This is a genomic window from Streptomyces griseoluteus (assembly GCF_004784465.1).
Classification (GTDB): domain Bacteria; phylum Actinomycetota; class Actinomycetes; order Streptomycetales; family Streptomycetaceae; genus Streptomyces; species Streptomyces griseoluteus.
Genome location: NZ_SRRU01000017.1, coordinates 42,302 through 60,662 on the forward strand (window position 1 = coordinate 42,302; position 18,361 = coordinate 60,662).

The window sequence follows — 18,361 nt, forward strand, 5'->3', positions numbered from 1 at the left end:
ATGGACACCCTCACCATCCGCCCGATGGCCCTCGCCGACTGCGAGCGCGTGGCGGAGATCCGCGTGACCGGCCGGCGGCACGCCTACCGGGGGCTCATGCCGCAGGCGGACCTCGACGGGCTGAGCGTCGAGGCGGACGCCGAGAGCCGCCGGGCCCACTTCACGCGCCCGGACGACCCCACGACCCATCTGGTCGCCGAACGCGCGGGCCAGGTCGTCGGCTGGGCCTCGACGGGACCGTACCGGGACGGCCGGACCCTCACCCGGGACGCCGAGTTGTACGCGCTCTACGCCGACCCCGCGCACCTCGGAACCGGCGTCGGCCGCGCCCTCCTCGCCGAAGCCCTGGCCCGCAGCACCGCCCACCCGCGCATGCTGCTCTGGGTCCTGCGCGACACCCGCGCCCCCCGCTTCTACGAGCGGGCGGGCTTTCGTCCGGACGGCGCCGAGGACGGCATGTCGGTGCCGGAGGTGCGGTACGTCCGGTGTCAACTCCGCTGCTGCTGACGCGGGATGCGCCCCAGGGCGGTCACGGCGGCCTCCGCCAGGGCCGGGTGGGCGAGCGCCTCGGTCAGTACCCGCTTCGCTCGCGGGTCGGCCAGGGTGCCGAGGCCCTCCACACAGGCGAGGGCGACCCGGCGGTAGGGGTCGTGGGGGCGGAGACGGCGTTCGAGGGTGGTGATGAGCGCGGGGACCGACTCGGGGGCCCGCAACCGGACGAGCAGGCGCACCGGTTGCAGGGCATAGGCGACGCGGAGTTCATTGGTGGCGAGCGCGGCGGCCGCCCGCGCGGTACGCGGGTCCCCGAGCACGGCCAGCGCGTCGGCGGCGGCGGCGCACCGGGGCGGGTCGCGGTGGTTGAGGAGCAGCACCAGGGACTCGAACGCCCGCCGGTCCCCGGCGACTCCGAGCCGGTAGGCGGCCAACTCGCGGGCCCACAAGGGCTGTCCGGGCGCGGTGAGAACACCGGCCAGCTCGTCCCGGTCCCCGGTGCCCACCAGCCTCTCGTAGGCGGCCCCACCCCGCGACTCACGCCGTAGGCGTTCGGTGAGAACTCGCAACCCTTCGTCCACGCACCCAGCGTAGGCGCGTGATGACGGTGAAGGGAGGTACATCACAAAGCCGAGTTGGCGCCCGCCACTGGCGCGCTCGTTACTCACTGGTTAAGCTCAGACGAGCGAGTTACCCACTCGCGCTTCGGCTGGCGACGGTCTGGTGACGCAACCGTCGAGAGCACGACCCGGCTCCGGGACAGGGCCGGTCGGCAAGTTGGACCGTCATGGGCGTGTGCGCGCCCGGCACGACGGCACCGGGCGTGTGCGCTTCGCAGCCCGGCAACACCCGCATCCCCGCGCTTCGGCACGCGTCCTCACGCGTGCGGCGCGTTCCTCGTCGTCACCACTCTTCCTGGAGTTCCGCGATGGCCACTCCCCTGTCCCACACCCCTCCCTCCCCGCTGCGGACGATCGCCGTGGTCGGTCTCGGCACCATGGGCACCGGTCTCACCGAGGTCCTGGCGCGGGCCGGCCGCACCGTGGTCGGCATCGACATCGACGCGGCCCAGGCCGCCACCTGCGTCCAGGCGCTGGAGCGCTCCACCGCCCGCGCCGTCGAGCGCGGCCGGCTCACCGAGCCCGAGCGCGCCGCCCTGCTGGACCGGGTCACCACCTCGACCGACCTCTCCGCGGCCGCCGACGCCGACCTCGTGATCGAGGTGGCCCCGGAATCGTACGAGATCAAGCAGCAGATCCTCGCCGAACTGGACCGCGTGGTGCGGCCGGAGGCCATCCTGGCCACCGGCACCAACGCGCTCTCCGTCACCCGGCTCGCCGCCGGCTCGGAGCGCCCCGAGCGCGTCCTCGGCCTGCACTTCTTCAACCCGGTGCAGGCGATGAAGCTGGTGGAGGTCGTCTCCTCGGTGCTGACCGCACCCCACGCGGTCACCGCCGTCACCGACCTCGCGGTCGAGCTGGGCAAGGAGCCGGTCGCGGTGGGTGACCGCCCCGGATTCGTCGCGGACGGCCTGCTGTTCGGCTATCTGAACCAGGCCGCCGCGATGTACGAGGCGCGCTACGCCTCCCGCGAGGACATCGACGCCGCGATGCGGCTGGGCTGCGGTCTGCCGATGGGCCCGCTCGCCCTGCTGGACCTGATCGGCGTGGACACCGCCCGCCGGGTCCTGGAGGCGATGTACGCCGAGTCCCGCGACCGGCTGCACGCCCCGGCGCCGATCCTGAAGCAGCTCAGCCAGGCGGGCCTGACCGGCCGCAAGGCGGGCCGCGGCTTCTACACCTACGCGGCTCCGGGCAGCGCCGAGACCGTCCCGGACGCCCTCACCCCGGCGCCCGGCAGCGCCGCGACGACGGGCCGTACTGTGCGCTCGGTGGGCGTGGCCGGGTCCGGCACGATGGCGTCGGGCATCGCGGAGGTGTTCGCCAAGGCCGGGTTCGAGGTGATCCTGGCCGCCCGCAGCGAGGAGAAGGCACAGGCCGCCAAGGCGCGCGTCGGCAAGTCGCTGGACCGCTCGGTCGCCAAGGGCCGCCTGACCGCCGAGTCGGCGGCCGGGATGCTGGAGCGGATCACCCCGGCCGGCGGCTACGAGGCGTTCGCGGACGTCGACCTGGCCGTGGAGGCGGTCGCGGAGGACCTGGACGTCAAGCGGCAGCTCTTCCAGGCGCTGGACAAGGTCTGCAAGCCGGGCGCGGTCCTGGCCACCACCACCTCCTCGCTGCCCGTCGTCGCCTGCGCCCGCGCCACCTCGCGCCCGCAGGACGTCATCGGCATGCACTTCTTCAACCCGGCCCCGGCGATGAAGCTGGTGGAGGTGGTCCGCACGGTCCTCACCGCCGACGACACCCATGCCACCGTCCGCGAGGTCTGCGCCAAGCTGGGCAAGCACCCGGTGGACTGCGGTGACCGCGCCGGCTTCATCGTGAACGCGCTGCTGTTCCCGTACCTGAACAACGCGATCAAGATGGTCGAGGAGCACTACGCGACCCTGGACGACATCGACGCGGCGATGCGGCTGGGCGGCGGCTACCCGATGGGCCCGTTCGAACTGCTGGACGTGGTCGGTCTCGATGTCTCGCTGGCCATCGAGAAGGTGCTGCACCGCGAGTTCCGCGACCCGGGTCTCGCCCCGGCGCCGCTGCTGGAGCACCTGGTGGCGGCGGGCTGCCTGGGCCGCAAGACCGGCCGGGGCTTCCGCGAGTATGCCCGCCGCTGACGGCGGCGGTCTCCGGGACGGGCCGGAGTGGGGCGGGCTGCTCGAACCGGGCGGCCTCACCCCGCCCGGCCGGGCTCCCACCCGCTCCGGGGACGAGGGCCTCCCGGCACCCGCGCGTGGCACGGCGTCCATGCAGTACGTTCGGGTCATGTCCCAGCCCGTCAGGTCCTCACGTACATCCGCCGCCTCCGACGCCCCGGAGAGCGCCGCGGGCGGCCGCGCCGCCGCCCAGCGGCTGAAGATGCGCCGGGAACTGGCGGCGGCCGCGATGGAGCTCTTCGCGTCCAAGGGGTACGAGGCGACCACGGTGGACGAGATCGCGGCGGCGGCCGGGGTCGCCCGGCGCACGTTCTTCCGCCACTTCCGTTCCAAGGAAGAGGCGATCTTCCCCGACCACGACGACACCCTGATCCGGGCCGAGGCGGTGCTCAACGCGGCCCCGGCGCACGAGCACCCGCTCGACACCGTGTGCCGCGGGATCAAGGAGGTCATGCGGATGTACGCGGCCCAGCCGGAGATCTCGGTGGCCCGCTACCGGCTGACCCGCGAGGTGCCGACGCTGCGCGAGGCGGAGATCGCCTCGGTGGCCCGCTACGAGCGGCTGTTCACCCGCTATCTGCTGGGCCACTTCGACGAGCGGGCGCACGCCGACGACGCCAACGACGATCCGCTGCTGGCCGAGGTCGCCGCGTCCGCCGTGGTCACCGCCCACAACCATGTGCTGCGGCGCTGGCTGCGGGCGGACGGCCAGGGCGACGTGGAGGCGCAGCTCGACCACGCCTTCGCCATCGTGCGCCGGACCTTCGGCAGCGGTATCGGCGCCGGCCGGAGCACGGCCGCCACGGCCGCTCCGGCGACGGTCTCCGCGCAGGGTGAGGTGCTGGTGACGGTCGCCCGCACCGACGCCCCGCTCGACGAGGTCATGCGGACCATCGAGCAGGCACTCAAGGAGCGCTGAGCGCGCCTTTCCCGCTGTGACGACGGCCACCCTTCGGGGTGGCCGTTTTGCCATGTCCGGGCCCGTTATCTGGCACCTTCCGGGGCCCGTTCGATCGATCATCGCTCATTTGTTACGTAAAGATTTCATGTGAGAGGAAGTTCTGGCACTCAGTGCCTTGCCGCCTGACACGCGGTGTCATACGTTGAGAGTGTCCGGACGGCCGGCGCGTAGCGAAATCCCGCGCGTCGGCTGTCCCCGCAAGCCACCCGGCTCGCGCGTCCGGACGCCTGCGTCACAGGCAACCTCCCGCGCCACAAAGCGCCGCCGAAGCACCCGCCGACAACCGACGGCACACCCCTCGCACCCCCGAGCGCACTTCCCGCACCGACGAAACCCCAGCGCCCCTCCCTCAAGGGCGCTCACCGCCGGAGGCAATACCGTGACCGTGAAGGACATCCTCGCCGCGATCCAGTCGGACGCCACGTCCGCCGACTTCGCCGCCATCCCGCTGCCCGAGTCGTACCGCGCGATCACCGTGCACAAGGACGAGACGGAGATGTTCGCGGGTCTTGAGACCCGCGACAAGGACCCCCGAAAGTCCACCCACCTCGACGAGGTGCCGCTGCCCGAGCTGGGCCCGGGCGAGGCCCTGGTGGCCGTCATGGCCTCCTCGGTGAACTACAACTCGGTGTGGACCTCGATCTTCGAGCCGTTGTCCACCTTCGGGTTCCTGGAGCGCTACGGGCGCACCAACGAGCTGGCCAAGCGGCACGACCTGCCGTACCACATCATCGGCTCCGACCTCGCGGGCGTCGTCCTGCGCACCGGCCCCGGTGTGAACGCCTGGAAGCCCGGTGACGAGGTCGTCGCGCACTGTCTCTCCGTCGAGATGGAGTCCTCCGACGGCCACAACGACACGATGCTCGACCCCGAGCAGCGCATCTGGGGCTTCGAGACCAACTTCGGCGGGCTCGCGGAGATCGCCCTCGTCAAGTCCAACCAGCTCATGCCGAAGCCCGGCCACCTGAGCTGGGAGGAGGCCGCCGCCCCCGGTCTGGTCAACTCCACCGCCTACCGCCAGCTCGTCTCCCGCAACGGCGCCGGGATGAAGCAGGGCGACAACGTGCTGATCTGGGGCGCGAGCGGCGGGCTCGGCTCGTACGCCACCCAGTTCGCCCTCGCCGGCGGCGCCAACCCGATCTGTGTCGTCTCCAGCGACCAGAAGGCCGACATCTGCCGCTCGATGGGCGCCGAGGCGATCATCGACCGCAACGCCGAGGGCTACAAGTTCTGGAAGGACGAGCGGACCCAGGACCCCAAGGAGTGGAAGCGCTTCGGCAAGCGCATCCGCGAGCTGACCGGCGGCGAGGACATCGACATCGTCTTCGAGCACCCCGGCCGCGAGACCTTCGGCGCCAGCGTCTTCGTCACCCGCAAGGGCGGCACCATCACCACCTGCGCCTCGACCTCGGGCTACATGCACGAGTACGACAACCGCTACCTGTGGATGTCGCTCAAGCGCATCATCGGCTCCCACTTCGCCAACTACCGCGAGGCGTGGGAGGCCAACCGCCTGATCGCCAAGGGCAAGATCCACCCGACGCTGTCCAAGGTGTACTCCCTGGAGGACACCGGCCAGGCCGCGTACGACGTGCACCGCAACCTCCACCAGGGCAAGGTCGGCGTGCTGTGCCTGGCCCCCGAGGAGGGTCTCGGCGTCCGCGACACCGAGCTGCGCGCCGAGCACATCGACGCGATCAACCGCTTCCGCAACGTCTGAGGAGCGACCCGTGACAGAGCGTCAGGCGCCGCAGGCGCGTCAGAAGGACCGTCCGTGGCTCATGCGGACCTACGCCGGGCACTCGACGGCGGAGGCGTCCAACGAGCTGTACCGGCGCAACCTCGCCAAGGGCCAGACCGGTCTGTCGGTGGCGTTCGACCTGCCCACCCAGACCGGCTACGACGCCGACCACATCCTCGCCCGCGGCGAGGTCGGCCGGGTCGGCGTGCCCGTCTCGCATCTGGGTGACATGCGCAGGCTGTTCCAGGACATCCCCCTGGACCAGATGAACACCTCGATGACGATCAACGCCACCGCCATGTGGCTGCTGGCGCTCTATCAGGTCGTCGCCGAGGAGCAGGGTGTCGACATCACCCGGCTCCAGGGCACGACCCAGAACGACATCGTCAAGGAGTACCTCTCGCGCGGGACGCACGTCTTCCCGCCGGGACCCTCGCTCCGGCTGACGACCGACATGATCGCGTACACGGTGTCCCACATCCCCAAGTGGAACCCGATCAACATCTGCAGCTACCACCTCCAGGAGGCCGGCGCCACGCCGGTCCAGGAGATCGCCTACGCCATGTCCACCGCCATCGCGGTGCTGGACGCGGTGCGCGACTCGGGCCAGGTGCCCGAGGAGCGCATGGGCGACGTCGTGGCCCGGATCTCCTTCTTCGTCAACGCGGGCGTCCGCTTCGTCGAGGAGATGTGCAAGATGCGCGCCTTCGGCCGCATCTGGGACCAGGTCACCCGCGAGCGGTACGGCATCGAGAACCCCAAGCAGCGCCGGTTCCGCTACGGCGTCCAGGTCAACTCGCTCGGCCTGACCGAGGCGCAGCCGGAGAACAACGTCCAGCGCATCGTGCTGGAGATGCTGGCCGTGACGCTGTCGAAGGACGCCCGCGCGCGTGCGGTGCAGCTCCCCGCCTGGAACGAGGCGCTGGGCCTGCCCCGGCCCTGGGACCAGCAGTGGTCGCTGCGCATCCAGCAGGTGCTGGCGCACGAGAGCGACCTGCTGGAGTACGAGGACATCTTCGCCGGCTCGCACGTCATCGAGGAGAAGGTGTCCGCCCTGGTGGACGAGTCCTTCGCGGAGATGGCCCGGATCGAGGAGATGGGCGGCGCGATGGCCGCCGTGGAGTCCGGCTACCTCAAGGCCCAGCTGGTGGCCTCGCACGCCGAGCGGCGGGCGCGGATCGAGTCGGGCGAGGAGAAGATCATCGGCGTCAACATCTTCGAGACGACCGAGCCCAACCCGCTCACCGCCGACCTGGACACCGCGATCCAGACGGTCGACCCGGCCGTGGAGAACCGGGTGATCGAGGCGCTGGGCACCTGGCGGGACACCCGCTACCAGCCGCCCTTCAACCACCCGCGCCCGTGCAAGGCGCTGGAGAAGCTGAAGGAGGCCGCCAAGGGCACCGACAACCTCATGGAGGCCACCCTGGAGTGCGCCCGCGCCGGTGTCACGACCGGCGAGTGGGCGGGGGCGCTGCGCGAGGTGTTCGGCGAGTACCGGGCGCCGACCGGCGTCTCCTCCGCGCCGGTGGCGGTCCCCGCCGAGGCCGGGTCCGCGATGGCCGGGGTGCGGGCGCGGGTGGACGCCACCGCGCGCGACCTGGGCGTGGGCAAGCTGCGCTTCCTGGTGGGCAAGCCGGGCCTGGACGGGCACTCCAACGGCGCCGAGCAGATCGCCGTACGCGCCCGTGACGCCGGGTTCGAGGTGGTCTACCAGGGCATCCGGCTGACCCCGGAGCAGATAGTGGACGCCGCCCTCGCGGAGGACGTGCACGCGGTCGGCCTGTCCATCCTGTCCGGCTCGCACGCCCAGTTGGTGCCGGACGTGCTGGACCGGCTGCGCGAGGCCGGGGCGCACGACATCCCGGTGATCGCGGGCGGGATCATCCCCAATGCCGACGCCGAACTGCTGAAATCGGCCGGCGTGGCCGCCGTGTTCACCCCGAAGGACTTCGACATCACCGGAATCATCGGCCGTATCGTCGACGAGATCCGGACAGCGAACAAGCTCGACCCCCTGGAGGTCCCCGCATGACGACCCCTGTCAACCGCCTGCGTCCGCGCCGCTCCTGTCTGGCGGTGCCGGGCAGCAATCCGCGGTTCCTGGAGAAGGCGCAGGGTCTCCCGGCCGACCAGGTCTTCCTGGACCTGGAGGACGCGTGCGCGCCGCTCGCCAAGCCGGAGGCGCGGCACACCATCGTCAAGTTCCTCAATGAGGGCGACTGGACGGGCAAGACGCGGGTCGTACGGGTCAACGACTGGACGACCGAGTGGACGTACCGCGATGTCGTGACGGTCGTCGAGGGCGCCGGCCCCAACCTCGACTGCATCATGCTGCCCAAGGTGCAGAACGCCCAGCAGGTGGTCGCCCTGGACCTGCTGCTGACGCAGATCGAGAAGACGATGGGCTTCGAGGTCGGCCGCATCGGCATCGAGGCCCAGATCGAGAACGCCCAGGGTCTCAACAACGTCAACGAGATCGCGGCTGCCAGTCCGCGTATCGAGACGATCATCTTCGGTCCGGCCGACTTCATGGCGTCGATCAACATGAAGTCGCTCGTGGTGGGCGAGCAGCCGCCCGGTTACCCGGCGGACGCCTACCACTACATCCTCATGAAGATCCTGATGGCCGCCCGCGCCAACGACCTCCAGGCGATCGACGGCCCCTACCTCCAGATCCGCAACGTGGACGGCTTCCGCGAGGTCGCCGGCCGTGCCGCCGCCCTCGGCTTCGACGGCAAGTGGGTGCTGCACCCCGGCCAGGTGGACGCCGCCAACGAGGTCTTCTCCCCCTCGCAGGAGGACTACGACCACGCCGAGCTGATCCTGGACGCCTACGAGTACTGCACCTCCGAGGCGGGCGGCAAGAAGGGTTCGGCGATGCTCGGCGACGAGATGATCGACGAGGCCAGCCGCAAGATGGCCCTGGTCATCGCGGGCAAGGGCCGCGCGGCCGGGATGCGGCGGACGTCCAAGTTCGAGATTCCGGAGGCGTGAGCATGCAGTTCGGGCGCACCTACGAGGAGTTCGAGGTCGGGGCCGTCTACAAGCACTGGCCCGGCAAGACGGTCACCGAGTACGACGACCACCTCTTCTGCCTCCTCACCATGAACCACCACCCGCTCCACATGGACGCCAACTACGCCGAGAGCACCACGGACTTCGGCAAGAACGTGGTGGTCGGCAACTACATCTACTCGCTGCTGCTCGGCATGTCGGTGCCGGACGTGTCCGGCAAGGCGATCGCCAACCTGGAGATCGAGTCGCTGCGGCACGTGGCGCCGACCTTCCACGGCGACACCATCTACGGCGAGACGACCGTGCTCGACAAGTGGCCGTCGAAGTCGAAGAACGACCGCGGGATCGTGCACGTCGAGACCAAGGGCTACAAGCAGGACGGCACCCTGGTGTGCGTCTTCCGCCGCAAGGTCATGGTGCCGACCGAGACGTACATCAAGGAGCGCGGCGGCGAGCAGCCCGGCCGCCCCGAGCTCAAGGAGCAGGTGAAGTAGATGGCGCGCCTCGCCCAGACCGCCGGTCTGACGGACATCCAGCAGGAGATCCTCTCCACCGTCCGCGACTTCGTGGACAAGGAGATCATCCCGGTCGCCACCGAGCTGGAGCACCGCGACGAGTACCCGCAGCAAATCGTCGACGGGTTGAAGGAACTCGGCCTGTTCGGCCTGATGATCCCCGAGGAGTACGGGGGCCTGGGCGAGTCGCTGCTCACCTACGCGCTGTGCGTGGAGGAGATCGCCCGCGGCTGGATGTCGGTCTCCGGGATCATCAACACGCACTTCATCGTGGCGTACATGCTCAAGCAGCACGGCACGCAGGAGCAGAAGGATCACTTCCTGCCGCGTATGGCGGCGGGCGACATCCGGGGCGCGTTCTCGATGTCGGAGCCGGCGCTCGGCTCGGACGTGTCGGCCATCACGTCCAAGGCGGTGAAGGACGGCGAGGAGTACGTCCTCAACGGCCAGAAGATGTGGCTGACGAACGGCGGAACGTCCTCGTTGGTGGCCGTTCTGGTCCGGAGTGACGAAGGACACCCCGACGGCACCGCGCCCCACAAGTCCATGACGACCTTCCTGGTGGAGAAGGAGCCCGGCTTCGGCGAGGTCCGCCCCGGTCTCACCATCCCCGGCAAGATCGACAAGATGGGGTACAAGGGCGTCGACACCACCGAGCTGATCATGGACGGCCTGCGCGTTCCGGCCGACCGGGTCCTCGGCGGCGTCACGGGCCGGGGTTTTTACCAGATGATGGACGGCGTCGAGGTCGGCCGCGTCAACGTCGCGGCGCGGGGCTGCGGTGTCGCCCAGCGCGCCTTCGAGCTGGGCGTTCAGTACGCCCAGCAGCGGCAGACCTTCGGCAAGCAGATCGCCCAGCACCAGGCCATTCAGTTCAAGCTGGCCGAGATGGCCACCAAGGTCGAGGCCGCCCATGCGATGATGGTGAACGCCGCGCGCAAAAAGGACTCCGGGGAGCGAAACGACCTGGAGGCCGGAATGGCCAAGTACCTGGCCTCCGAGTACTGCAAGGAGGTCGTCGAGGACGCCTTCCGCATCCACGGCGGCTACGGCTTCTCCAAGGAGTACGAGATCGAGCGCCTGTACCGCGAGGCGCCGATGCTGCTGATCGGCGAGGGTACCGCCGAGATCCAGAAAATGATCATCGGTCGCCGCCTGCTCGAAGAGTATCGGTTCCAGGGCTGATTGTCCGGAGACGGGGTGTTATCGCCGAGAAGAAGATCACACCCCGTCGACGGTCTTCGGCCGCCGACTCGGCTTCCTGGCTTGCCCAGTTGCGGCCCGCGCCCGGTACGATCCCCGGAAAGCCGCCGTCCCCCGTCATTGCGCGGCATCATCCGCTACGAAGGTCATCCATGCCCCACAGCCAAACCTCTGCACCCAGCGACAGCCGAGCCGGCGGCGTACGCCTCGCGCGCGGAGCATCGCCGTGGCTCCTCCCGACCGTCGCCACCGCGGCCCTCAGCCTGGCACGGGCCCGCCGCTCGGGCGTCGCCAAGGCCGTCGCCGTGCCCGCCACCGCTCTCGCGGCGGGCATGCTGTGGTTCTTCCGCGACCCGGAGCGCGAGATCACCGCGGGCCGCGTCATCTCGCCCGCCGACGGTGTGGTGCAGAGCATCATGCCCTGGAAGGACGGCCGCACCCGCGTAGCCATCTTCATGAGCCCGCTCAACGTCCACGTCAACCGGGCGCCGCTGGCGGGCACCGTGACGTCGGTCGAGCACATCCCCGGCGGCTTTGTTCCGGCTTTCAACAAGGAGAGCGAGAACAACGAGCGCGTAGTCTGGCATTTCGACACCGAACTCGGCGACATCGAGATGATCCAGATCGCGGGCGCTGTGGCCCGCCGCATCGTGCCGTACATCCCTGAGGGCACGAAGGTCGAGCAGGGTGACCGCATCGGTCTGATCCGCTTCGGCTCGCGTGTCGACCTCTACCTGCCCGAGGGCGTGGAGGTCGACGTCGAGGTCGGTCAGAAGACCGTGGCTGGGGTGACTCGCATTGACCGTGATTGATCCAGAGACACAGGCGGGCTGGGTGCCTGAGGCCGACGAGGCGGGCGACGAGGAGGAGATGCCCCTCTCTATGCGCCTGTCGATAGCGGACACCCTCACGCTCGGCAACGCGACCTGCGGCTTCATGGCGGTGTACTTCACCACCACCGGCATCCTGATCCCGCACCTCACCGGCAGCCAGGAATCCGGCATGGCCCGCCACAGCGCGGCCACGGCGGTCATCCTGATGCTCTGCGCGGCGGTGTTCGACCTCTTCGACGGGCTGGTGGCGCGCAAGCTGCGCTCCTCCCCGATGGGCGCGGAGCTGGACAACCTCTCCGACCTCATCAGCTTCGGCCTGGCCCCGGCGTACTTCGTCCTGGTCTACGGCATGGTCGCGGACGACGCGCACCAGCGGGTGGCGGCTCTCGGGGCGATCGTGGTGCTGCTCGCCGTCGTACTGAGGCTCGCGCGGTTCTCCTGCGTGACGCTGAAGGACGGCATGTTCCAGGGCATGCCCTCGCCGTTCGGCGCGCTGACGGTCGTCTCCATCGTGCTGCTGGAGCTGCCGTTCCCGGCGACTCTGCTGGCCATCCTGGGCACCGCCTGGCTGATGGTGAGCCGGGTCGAGTACCCCAAGCCGCGCGGCCGCCTCGCCGGCGCGATGCTCGGCTGGATCGTCCTCTCCATGGGTCTGCTGGCCGCCTGGGCCTTCGAGGCCCCGGGCGGACAGCTCCTCCTCCAGACGGGCTGCGCACTCCAGCTCGTCATGGGCGCGGTGATCCCCCTGTTCGCCACGGCCCGCCGGGTGAACAACTTCCGCGACAACCGCCGGGAGGCGCGAGCGGCACAGCTGCCGTAACGCGCGATCGCTCTGCTTCGGGGCCCCGGACCTTCACTGGTCCGGGGCTCCTTTGCTTCGCCCTGCCCCCGGTGTCACCTCAGGTACTGCTCCGCGATACGGGACGCGACCTGTTCCAGCAGCGGGCCCGCCTGGGCCATGCAGGTGGCGGGGTCGGGTTCCAGGGCCGTGAGGGGGTAGGCCGCCGCGATGCCGGCTCGGCGGAGGGTCTCGGGGGGCAGGCTCAGGCGGCCGCACACCGCGAGGACCTCCTTGCCCGCGGCGCGGGCGGCTGCGGCCACGCCGGCCGGGGCCTTGCCGTGCAGGGTCTGTTCGTCCAGGGCGCCCTCGCCGGTGATGACGACGTCGGCGCGGGCCAGGGCTTCGGCGAAGCCCAGGACGTCGAGCATGACCTCGATCCCGGCGCGGAAGCGGGCGCCGAGGAGGAGGGCCGCGTAGCCGACGCCGCCCGCCGCGCCCGCGCCGGGGCGGTCCGCGAGGCCGGGGGCCAGGAGGGCCGCGAAGCGGGCGAGGGCGGCGTCGAGGAGGGACACGTCGGCCGGCGAGGCGCCCTTCTGCGGGCCGTAGACGGCGGCGGCGCCGTGCGGGCCGGTGAGGGGGTTGTCCACGTCGCCGGCGAGAATCAGCTCGACGGAGGCGAGGCGGGGGTCCAGGCCGCTCAGGTCGGCCTCGGCGAGGTCGGCGAGTCCGCCGCCGCCCGGCCCGACCGGCTCCCCCCGCTCGTCCAGGAACCGCGCGCCGAGCGCCGTGAGCATCCCGGCGCCCCCGTCCGTCGTGGCGCTGCCGCCGACGCCGAGGACGACGGTCCGGGCGCCCGAGTCCAGCGCGGCCCGCAGCAGCTCGCCGGAGCCGTGGGTGGAGGCGGTGAGCGGGGCGAGGGTCCCGGCCGGGAGGCGGCGGAGTCCGCTGGCCTCGGCCATCTCCACGACCGCCGTGTCCCCGCGTACCGCGAAGGCGGCGGTCACCGGATGCCCGAGCGGCCCGGCGACCTTCACCTCCCGGCGCTCGAACCCAGCGGCGACGGCCGCGTCCACGGTGCCGTCCCCGCCGTCGGCTACGGGCAGCGTCTCGACCGCGACGCCCGGCACGGCGCCGCGCAGCCCGGCCGCCACATGCGCGGCCACCTCCGCCGCCGTCAGCGACCCCTTGAACTTGTCCGGGGCGACGAGCACCCCGCGGCCCACACCGTCCACCACTCCGCGTCCCCTCACCGCTCGCTCCACCGCCCCTCCGGGTCGGCGCGGCGTCCACCCTAGGGGTTGTGGTCCACGCCCCCTGGTTACCCTGCCTGGATGACCACCTCTGACGACTTCGCCACGTACATCGCGGGCCTGCCCCGCGTTCTGTCCGCCGCCGCGACCCTGTTCCGGGACGCGGAGGGCCGGGTCTTCCTGGTCGAGCCGAACTACCGGCCGGGGTGGGGCCTGCCGGGCGGCACCATCGAGTCCGACGACGGCGAGACGCCCCGCCTGGGCGCCCGCCGCGAGACGCTGGAGGAGATCGGCCTGGACCGAGCGCCGGGCCGCCTGCTGGCCGTGGACTGGGTCCCGGTCCCCGGTCACATGCCCCTGGTCGCCTACCTCTACGACGGCGGCGTCCTCACCGACGCCGACCTCAAGGCCATCCGCCTCCAGGAGGAGGAACTCCTCTCCTGGCGCCTCGTCCCCCGCACCGACCTCCCCGACTACCTCCCCCCGCCCCTGGGCCGCCGCGTCCTCGCCGCCCTGGACGCCCTGGAGGACAGCAACGGCCCGGCGGAACTGGAGAACGGCCACCGGGCGGTCTGACGATGACCGGTACGGGCCCCAGGGACGACGACCGCTGGCTCGCCACGGTGTTCGCCGTGCCGTTGGCCCTGCTGACCCTCGTCTCCGCCTACTTCTGCTGGACCGCGCTGACGGTCCGGCCCTCGGGGGCATGGGACGACGACGCGTACGCGGGGATCGTGCTCGCGTGTGTGATGAGTGCCCGGGGCCGCCGCGGTGGCGGCGGCGGTGTGGGTGGTGCCGTCGGTGCGGCGCGTGCTGGGGTGGGGGTGGGTGGTGCCGGCCCTGGTGCTGGGGGTGGTCGCGGGGGTGCGGTGGGCGACCGGGAGATGAGGGGTATTTCGTTGGCCCGGTGGGGTGGGCGCGGCCTAGCCTCGGGGGCATGAGCAAGCCTCTGGTCGCCGTGCTCAGCGGCGCGGGAATCTCCACCGACTCCGGCATCCCCGACTACCGCGGGCCCAACGGGCTGTGGCGCCGGGACCCCGAGGCGGAGAAGCTCGTCACCTACGGGTACTACATGGGGGACCCCGAGATCCGCCGGCGGTCCTGGCAGATGCGGCGCTCCCAGCACACCCTGCGCGCCGAGCCGAACGCGGGGCATCTGGCGGTCGCCGAGCTGGAGCGTTCGGGGGTTCCCGTACGGGTCCTCACCCAGAACGTGGACGGCCTGCACCAGCGGGCCGGACTGCCCGAGCGCAAGGTGCTGGAGCTGCACGGCAGTGCCCGCAGTGTGGTGTGCACCCGGTGCAAGCTGCGCGGCTCGATGGCGGACGCGCTGGCGCGAGTCGAGGCGGGCGAGGACGACCCGCCGTGCCTGGCGTGCGGCGGCATCCTGAAGTCGGCGACGGTGATGTTCGGCGAGAACCTCGACCCGGTGGTCCTCGGCGAGGCGCTGGCGATCAGCAAGGCGTGCTCGGTGTTCGTCGCCGTGGGCAGCACCCTCCAGGTGCAGCCCGCCGCCGGGCTGGCCGGGGTCGCGGCGGACCACGGCGCCCGGCTGATCGTCGTCAACGCCGAGCCGACCCCGTACGACGACCTCGCCGACGAGGTGATCCGCGAACCCATCGGCACAGCCCTGCCCCAACTTCTGCATCGGCTGAGTCCGGAGAGCACATAGTGTGCCCTAGCTTGATCTTTAACCTCGGGGTCCGCACGAGTCCTCCCGTTCGCGGGACTGTCATGCTTCCGGGGTGAGTTCTACTCCTGTCCGACCAGGCGTGCGGATGCGTTGTTCGAACTCGCGGACGCGGTGTTGTGCGCTGACGGGCCGGTCCGGTCGCTGGTGGAACTGTCGCTGGTCGGCGAACACCGCCGCGGGCACGGCGGGCTCTACGACGCCCTGTCCGCGGGCCGGGTCGATATCCGCCCAGCTGCGACGGGCCCTGGCCGCGGTGCCGCTGCCACGGGCGGCGGACGGCCGACTTGTCCTGGTCGCCGACCTCACCTGCTGGCTGCGGCCCAGCGCCCCCACCTCACCGCAGCGGGCCACACCTACGGACAGGGCAAGGACCAGCACATGCCTGTTCCCGGCTGTCCCTATTCGGTGATCTGTGCGCTCGAGACCGGGAAGTTAGGTGCGCTTGGTGAACAGGCCCGGCGGGGCCTGTTCGGGGGTTCGGGCCAGCCAGTCGCGGTGCACCAGCGGCAGGGTGTACTCCATGTCCTGGACGCCCGTGGCCGGCAGGTGGAGCTCGAAGCGTGTGCCGGGCCGGCCGTCAGGGCGGTCCGACACGGTGATGTGGCCGCCGTGGAGGGCGGCTTGCTGGGCAACCAGGGTGAGGCCCAGGCCGGAGCCGGGGCTGTCGGGGCCGCGGTGGAAACGCTGGAAGATCTCCTCGCGGCTTTCGGGAGGGATGCCGCGGCCGTGGTCGTCCACCACAAGCACCGCGTTCGCCTCACGCCCCCCGAGCGGCGGGCGCAGGGTGACCTCGACGCGGGCGACGCCGTCTTCGGCGCGGCCGTGGGTCCAGGCGTTGGTCAGCATGTTGTCCACCGCCGAGCGCAGACCCTGCTCCCAGCCGTCGACACGCACCCCCGCGGTGGTGCGTACGGACACCTCGGCGTCGGGGCGGATGCACCGCAGGTCCGAGACCGACGCCTCCACGAGCTCCCCGAGGTCCAGTGGCGAGAACGCGTCCGCCTCGATCAGGTCGCCCTGTGCGAGCGCCTTCAGCATCACCAACAGACCCAGCAGCCGGGTGTGTTCGCGCCCGAGGTCCCCGAGCACCTCCGCCCGGTCCTCGGGGTCGAGGCCGGGGTGGTCGGTGAGGATGTCGAGGTTGGTGCGCATGCTCATCAGCGGGGTGCGCAGCTCGTGGGAGGCGGTCGCGGCGAACGCGCGGGCGGTGGCCAGCGCCTCCTCGGTGCGCGCGACCTGCTCGTCGTAGCGGGCGAGCACGGTCTGCACCGTGTACGCCAGGTCGTCCACCTCGGTGACCCGGGTCGGCGTGTGCTCCAGGCGTACGGTGCTGGTCCTGGGGTCCAGTCCACTGGTACGCCGCTGAAGCCGCTGTAGCGGAAGAACCGCCCGGGCGGCGATGGCCCAGGCGGTGGCACCGGCCAGTGCGGCGGCCACCAGGGCACCGGTCAGTACTCGTTGGCGCACCAGCGCCAGTTCGTCCTCGGCCGTGTCCGGTGACAGCAGCCACAGATTCGGGGTGTTGCTCTCTTTCGCCGCGGCACCGACGCGCAGTGACAGGACGAGCCAGTCCTTGCCGCCGGAGGTCACGGTGACGGGCGTCGGGGCGTTGCGGGGCAGCGTGGGATTCGGCTCGGGCTGCGGGCCGGCCGAGATCGTGTCCTGCGGCCCCTTCAGCCGGACGCCCACATCCCGGGCGGAGTTGATCAGCCGACGTCGGCGGACCTGCTTCAGGAGCGGGTGGTCGGTCCCGGCCACGTCCAGATACGCCTTGGCGTTCTGGGCGACGACCGTCGCGCGGGCGCGTAGTTGGTCGTTCTGGTGCGTGCGCAGGTCGCTGCTGACCAGGTGCAGCAGCAGCCAGCCGGAAGCGAGGACCAGCACGGGCACACTCACGCCGACCGCGAGCGCGATACGGGTGGACAGTTTCACGGCGTGCCCTCGATGTGCGGGGTCTGGCGGTCCGCGCGCAGGACGAAACCGACCCCGCGCACGGTGTGCACCAGCCGGGGCCGGCCGCCTGCCTCCAGCTTGCGCCGCAGATAGCTGACGAAGGTGTCGACGGCGTCACTGCGGACCTGGAAGTCGTATCCCCAGACCCAGTCCAGCAGTTGCTCGCGGGTGAGCACGATGCCCGCGTTGCGGGCCAGGATCTCCAGCAGCGCGAACTCGCGCCGGGTCAGTTGCAGTGGCCGGCCGTCCAGAACGGCCTGGTGGGCGGCCGGGTCGAGGACGAGGCCGCCGACGCGGAGGGGGGCGGTGGCGGGCGGCGGGCGGCGGCGCAGCAGGGCGTGCAGCCGCAGGACCAATTCCTGGAGTGCGAACGGCTTGACCAGGTAGTCGTCCCCGCCCGCCTGTAGGCCCGCCACCCGGTCGGCCGTCTCGTCCAGCGCGGAGAGCATCAGCACGGGTACGTCGTCGCCGTCGTCGCGCAGGGCCCGGCACACGTCGATGCCGCTGAGATCGGGCATGCTGACGTCCAGGACGACGATGTCGGGGCGGCCGGCGCGGGCCTCCGCCAGACCGCTGTGACCGCCGTCCGCGACCGTCACCGTGAATCCGCTCAGCCTCAGCCCCCGTGCCAGTGACCGCCGTATCGCCGCGTCGTCGTCGACCACCAGCACCCGCCCGGCCTTGCCTGCCATGCACACCTCGGTTTCACTGCGTCGAACAAGCTTGCCCATAGGAGACCGATCAAAGCACGGGCAGGCTCTGCCCGAGACCGCAGGAGCGCCTCGTCCGGTACTGCGACGGCGTGCATCCCATGGTGCGGCGGAAGCTCCGCGAGAAGTGCTCGGAACCGGAGAATCCGCAGCGCCGTCCTCTACGGGCGATGGTGTCGTCGCCCGAGTACGACAGCTGGACGCGAACAGATACCGGGTCACCAGTTCCCCGGCGAGCATCACCGTGACATCTCCGAAGTAGACCTTGGCCTCGGCACCGGGCCTATGGGACGCGCACCTCGGCTGATGAGCTGGGCCTTTCGGCACCACAAGGAATCCACAAGAAGCGCTTTTACTCTCGCTGGCCCACCGACCGGCAGACCAGTGGGAGTTGAGAGTGATGCACGGATCGTCAGTAGGTAGGAGTGCGGCAGGGCA

Annotated in this window: 17 protein-coding genes and 1 pseudogene; 13 read left to right on the forward strand and 5 right to left on the reverse strand. The window is 71.0% G+C overall.

Annotated elements, in window-relative coordinates; translation table 11 throughout:
• Positions 1-507: a GNAT family N-acetyltransferase gene (locus tag E5082_RS31240; protein ID WP_135794586.1), complete on the forward strand. Its 507-nt coding sequence runs from the start codon at positions 1-3 to the stop codon at positions 505-507.
• On the opposite strand, the gene E5082_RS31245 is transcribed toward E5082_RS31240, so the two are convergent.
• Complete coding sequence (locus tag E5082_RS31245; protein WP_135794587.1) at positions 489-1,073, reverse strand: adenylosuccinate lyase; 585 nt, start codon at positions 1,071-1,073, stop codon at positions 489-491. The two genes, E5082_RS31240 and E5082_RS31245, sit on opposite strands and share 19 nt — an antisense overlap.
• A gap of 347 nt (positions 1,074-1,420) precedes the next feature.
• On the opposite strand from E5082_RS31245, the gene E5082_RS31250 reads away from it, so the two are divergent.
• The 9 genes from E5082_RS31250 to pssA all read left to right on the forward strand — a co-directional run bounded on the left by E5082_RS31250 (position 1,421) and on the right by pssA (position 12,356).
• On the forward strand, positions 1,421-3,226 hold the full coding sequence (locus E5082_RS31250) for a 3-hydroxyacyl-CoA dehydrogenase family protein (protein ID WP_135794588.1): 1,806 nt from the start codon (positions 1,421-1,423) through the stop codon (positions 3,224-3,226).
• Positions 3,227-3,374: 148 nt separating this feature from the next.
• On the forward strand, positions 3,375-4,184 hold the full coding sequence (locus tag E5082_RS31255; RefSeq protein ID WP_190045287.1) for a TetR family transcriptional regulator: 810 nt from the start codon (positions 3,375-3,377) through the stop codon (positions 4,182-4,184).
• Between the two features lie 421 nt (positions 4,185-4,605).
• Positions 4,606-5,946 carry a crotonyl-CoA carboxylase/reductase gene (ccrA, locus tag E5082_RS31260; protein ID WP_135794590.1) on the forward strand — a complete coding sequence of 447 codons (1,341 nt, stop codon included), beginning with the start codon at positions 4,606-4,608 and terminating at the stop codon, positions 5,944-5,946.
• Between the two features lie 10 nt (positions 5,947-5,956).
• The gene (locus E5082_RS31265; protein WP_135794591.1) at positions 5,957-8,002 is read left to right on the forward strand and encodes a protein meaA; all 2,046 of its coding nucleotides are present in this window, start codon (positions 5,957-5,959) and stop codon (positions 8,000-8,002) included.
• Positions 7,999-8,964 carry an HpcH/HpaI aldolase/citrate lyase family protein gene (locus E5082_RS31270; protein ID WP_086691030.1) on the forward strand — a complete coding sequence of 322 codons (966 nt, stop codon included), beginning with the start codon at positions 7,999-8,001 and terminating at the stop codon, positions 8,962-8,964. The genes E5082_RS31265 and E5082_RS31270 overlap by 4 nt, the downstream gene beginning before the upstream one ends.
• A 2-nt stretch (positions 8,965-8,966) precedes the next feature.
• A complete protein-coding gene (locus E5082_RS31275) occupies positions 8,967-9,479 on the forward strand; it encodes a MaoC family dehydratase (protein WP_086691032.1) in 513 nt (170 codons plus the stop codon).
• The gene (locus E5082_RS31280; RefSeq protein WP_135794592.1) at positions 9,480-10,685 is read left to right on the forward strand and encodes an acyl-CoA dehydrogenase family protein; all 1,206 of its coding nucleotides are present in this window, start codon (positions 9,480-9,482) and stop codon (positions 10,683-10,685) included. It abuts the gene before it with no gap.
• A gap of 170 nt (positions 10,686-10,855) precedes the next feature.
• The gene (locus tag E5082_RS31285; protein ID WP_086691036.1) at positions 10,856-11,515 is read left to right on the forward strand and encodes a phosphatidylserine decarboxylase; all 660 of its coding nucleotides are present in this window, start codon (positions 10,856-10,858) and stop codon (positions 11,513-11,515) included.
• Between the two features lie 22 nt (positions 11,516-11,537).
• Complete coding sequence (gene pssA / locus E5082_RS31290) at positions 11,538-12,356, forward strand: CDP-diacylglycerol--serine O-phosphatidyltransferase (protein ID WP_135794593.1); 819 nt, start codon at positions 11,538-11,540, stop codon at positions 12,354-12,356.
• 74 nt (positions 12,357-12,430) lie between these two features.
• Here the strand turns inward: pssA and E5082_RS31295 are convergent, their stop codons facing one another.
• Positions 12,431-13,528: a glycerate kinase gene (locus E5082_RS31295; protein ID WP_167514196.1), complete on the reverse strand. Its 1,098-nt coding sequence runs from the start codon at positions 13,526-13,528 to the stop codon at positions 12,431-12,433.
• A gap of 120 nt (positions 13,529-13,648) precedes the next feature.
• Here E5082_RS31295 and E5082_RS31300 point away from each other — a divergent pair, with 120 nt between their 5' ends.
• From E5082_RS31300 to E5082_RS33290, 3 genes and pseudogenes are all read left to right on the forward strand, one after another.
• A complete protein-coding gene (locus E5082_RS31300) occupies positions 13,649-14,143 on the forward strand; it encodes an NUDIX domain-containing protein (RefSeq protein WP_135794594.1) in 495 nt (164 codons plus the stop codon).
• A gap of 361 nt (positions 14,144-14,504) precedes the next feature.
• Positions 14,505-15,239, forward strand: coding sequence for an SIR2 family NAD-dependent protein deacylase (locus tag E5082_RS31310; RefSeq protein WP_135794595.1), 735 nt, complete (start codon positions 14,505-14,507; stop codon positions 15,237-15,239).
• 57 nt (positions 15,240-15,296) lie between these two features.
• A pseudogene (locus E5082_RS33290) lies at positions 15,297-15,692 on the forward strand (transposase); the annotation flags it as partial.
• Here the strand turns inward: E5082_RS33290 and E5082_RS31320 are convergent.
• The 3 genes from E5082_RS31320 to E5082_RS33855 are packed head-to-tail and all read right to left on the reverse strand — an operon-like array spanning position 15,693 to position 18,119.
• The gene (locus E5082_RS31320; protein WP_135794596.1) at positions 15,693-17,192 is read right to left on the reverse strand and encodes a sensor histidine kinase; all 1,500 of its coding nucleotides are present in this window, start codon (positions 17,190-17,192) and stop codon (positions 15,693-15,695) included. It lies immediately after the preceding pseudogene.
• Positions 17,189-17,905, reverse strand: a complete 717-nt coding sequence (locus tag E5082_RS31325; RefSeq protein ID WP_135794597.1) for a response regulator transcription factor — start codon at positions 17,903-17,905, stop codon at positions 17,189-17,191. Before E5082_RS31325 ends, E5082_RS31320 begins: the two co-directional genes overlap by 4 nt.
• A 49-nt stretch (positions 17,906-17,954) precedes the next feature.
• Positions 17,955-18,119, reverse strand: a complete 165-nt coding sequence (locus E5082_RS33855) for an AraC family transcriptional regulator (RefSeq protein WP_135794623.1) — start codon at positions 18,117-18,119, stop codon at positions 17,955-17,957.
• Positions 18,120-18,361 lie beyond the last annotated feature (242 nt).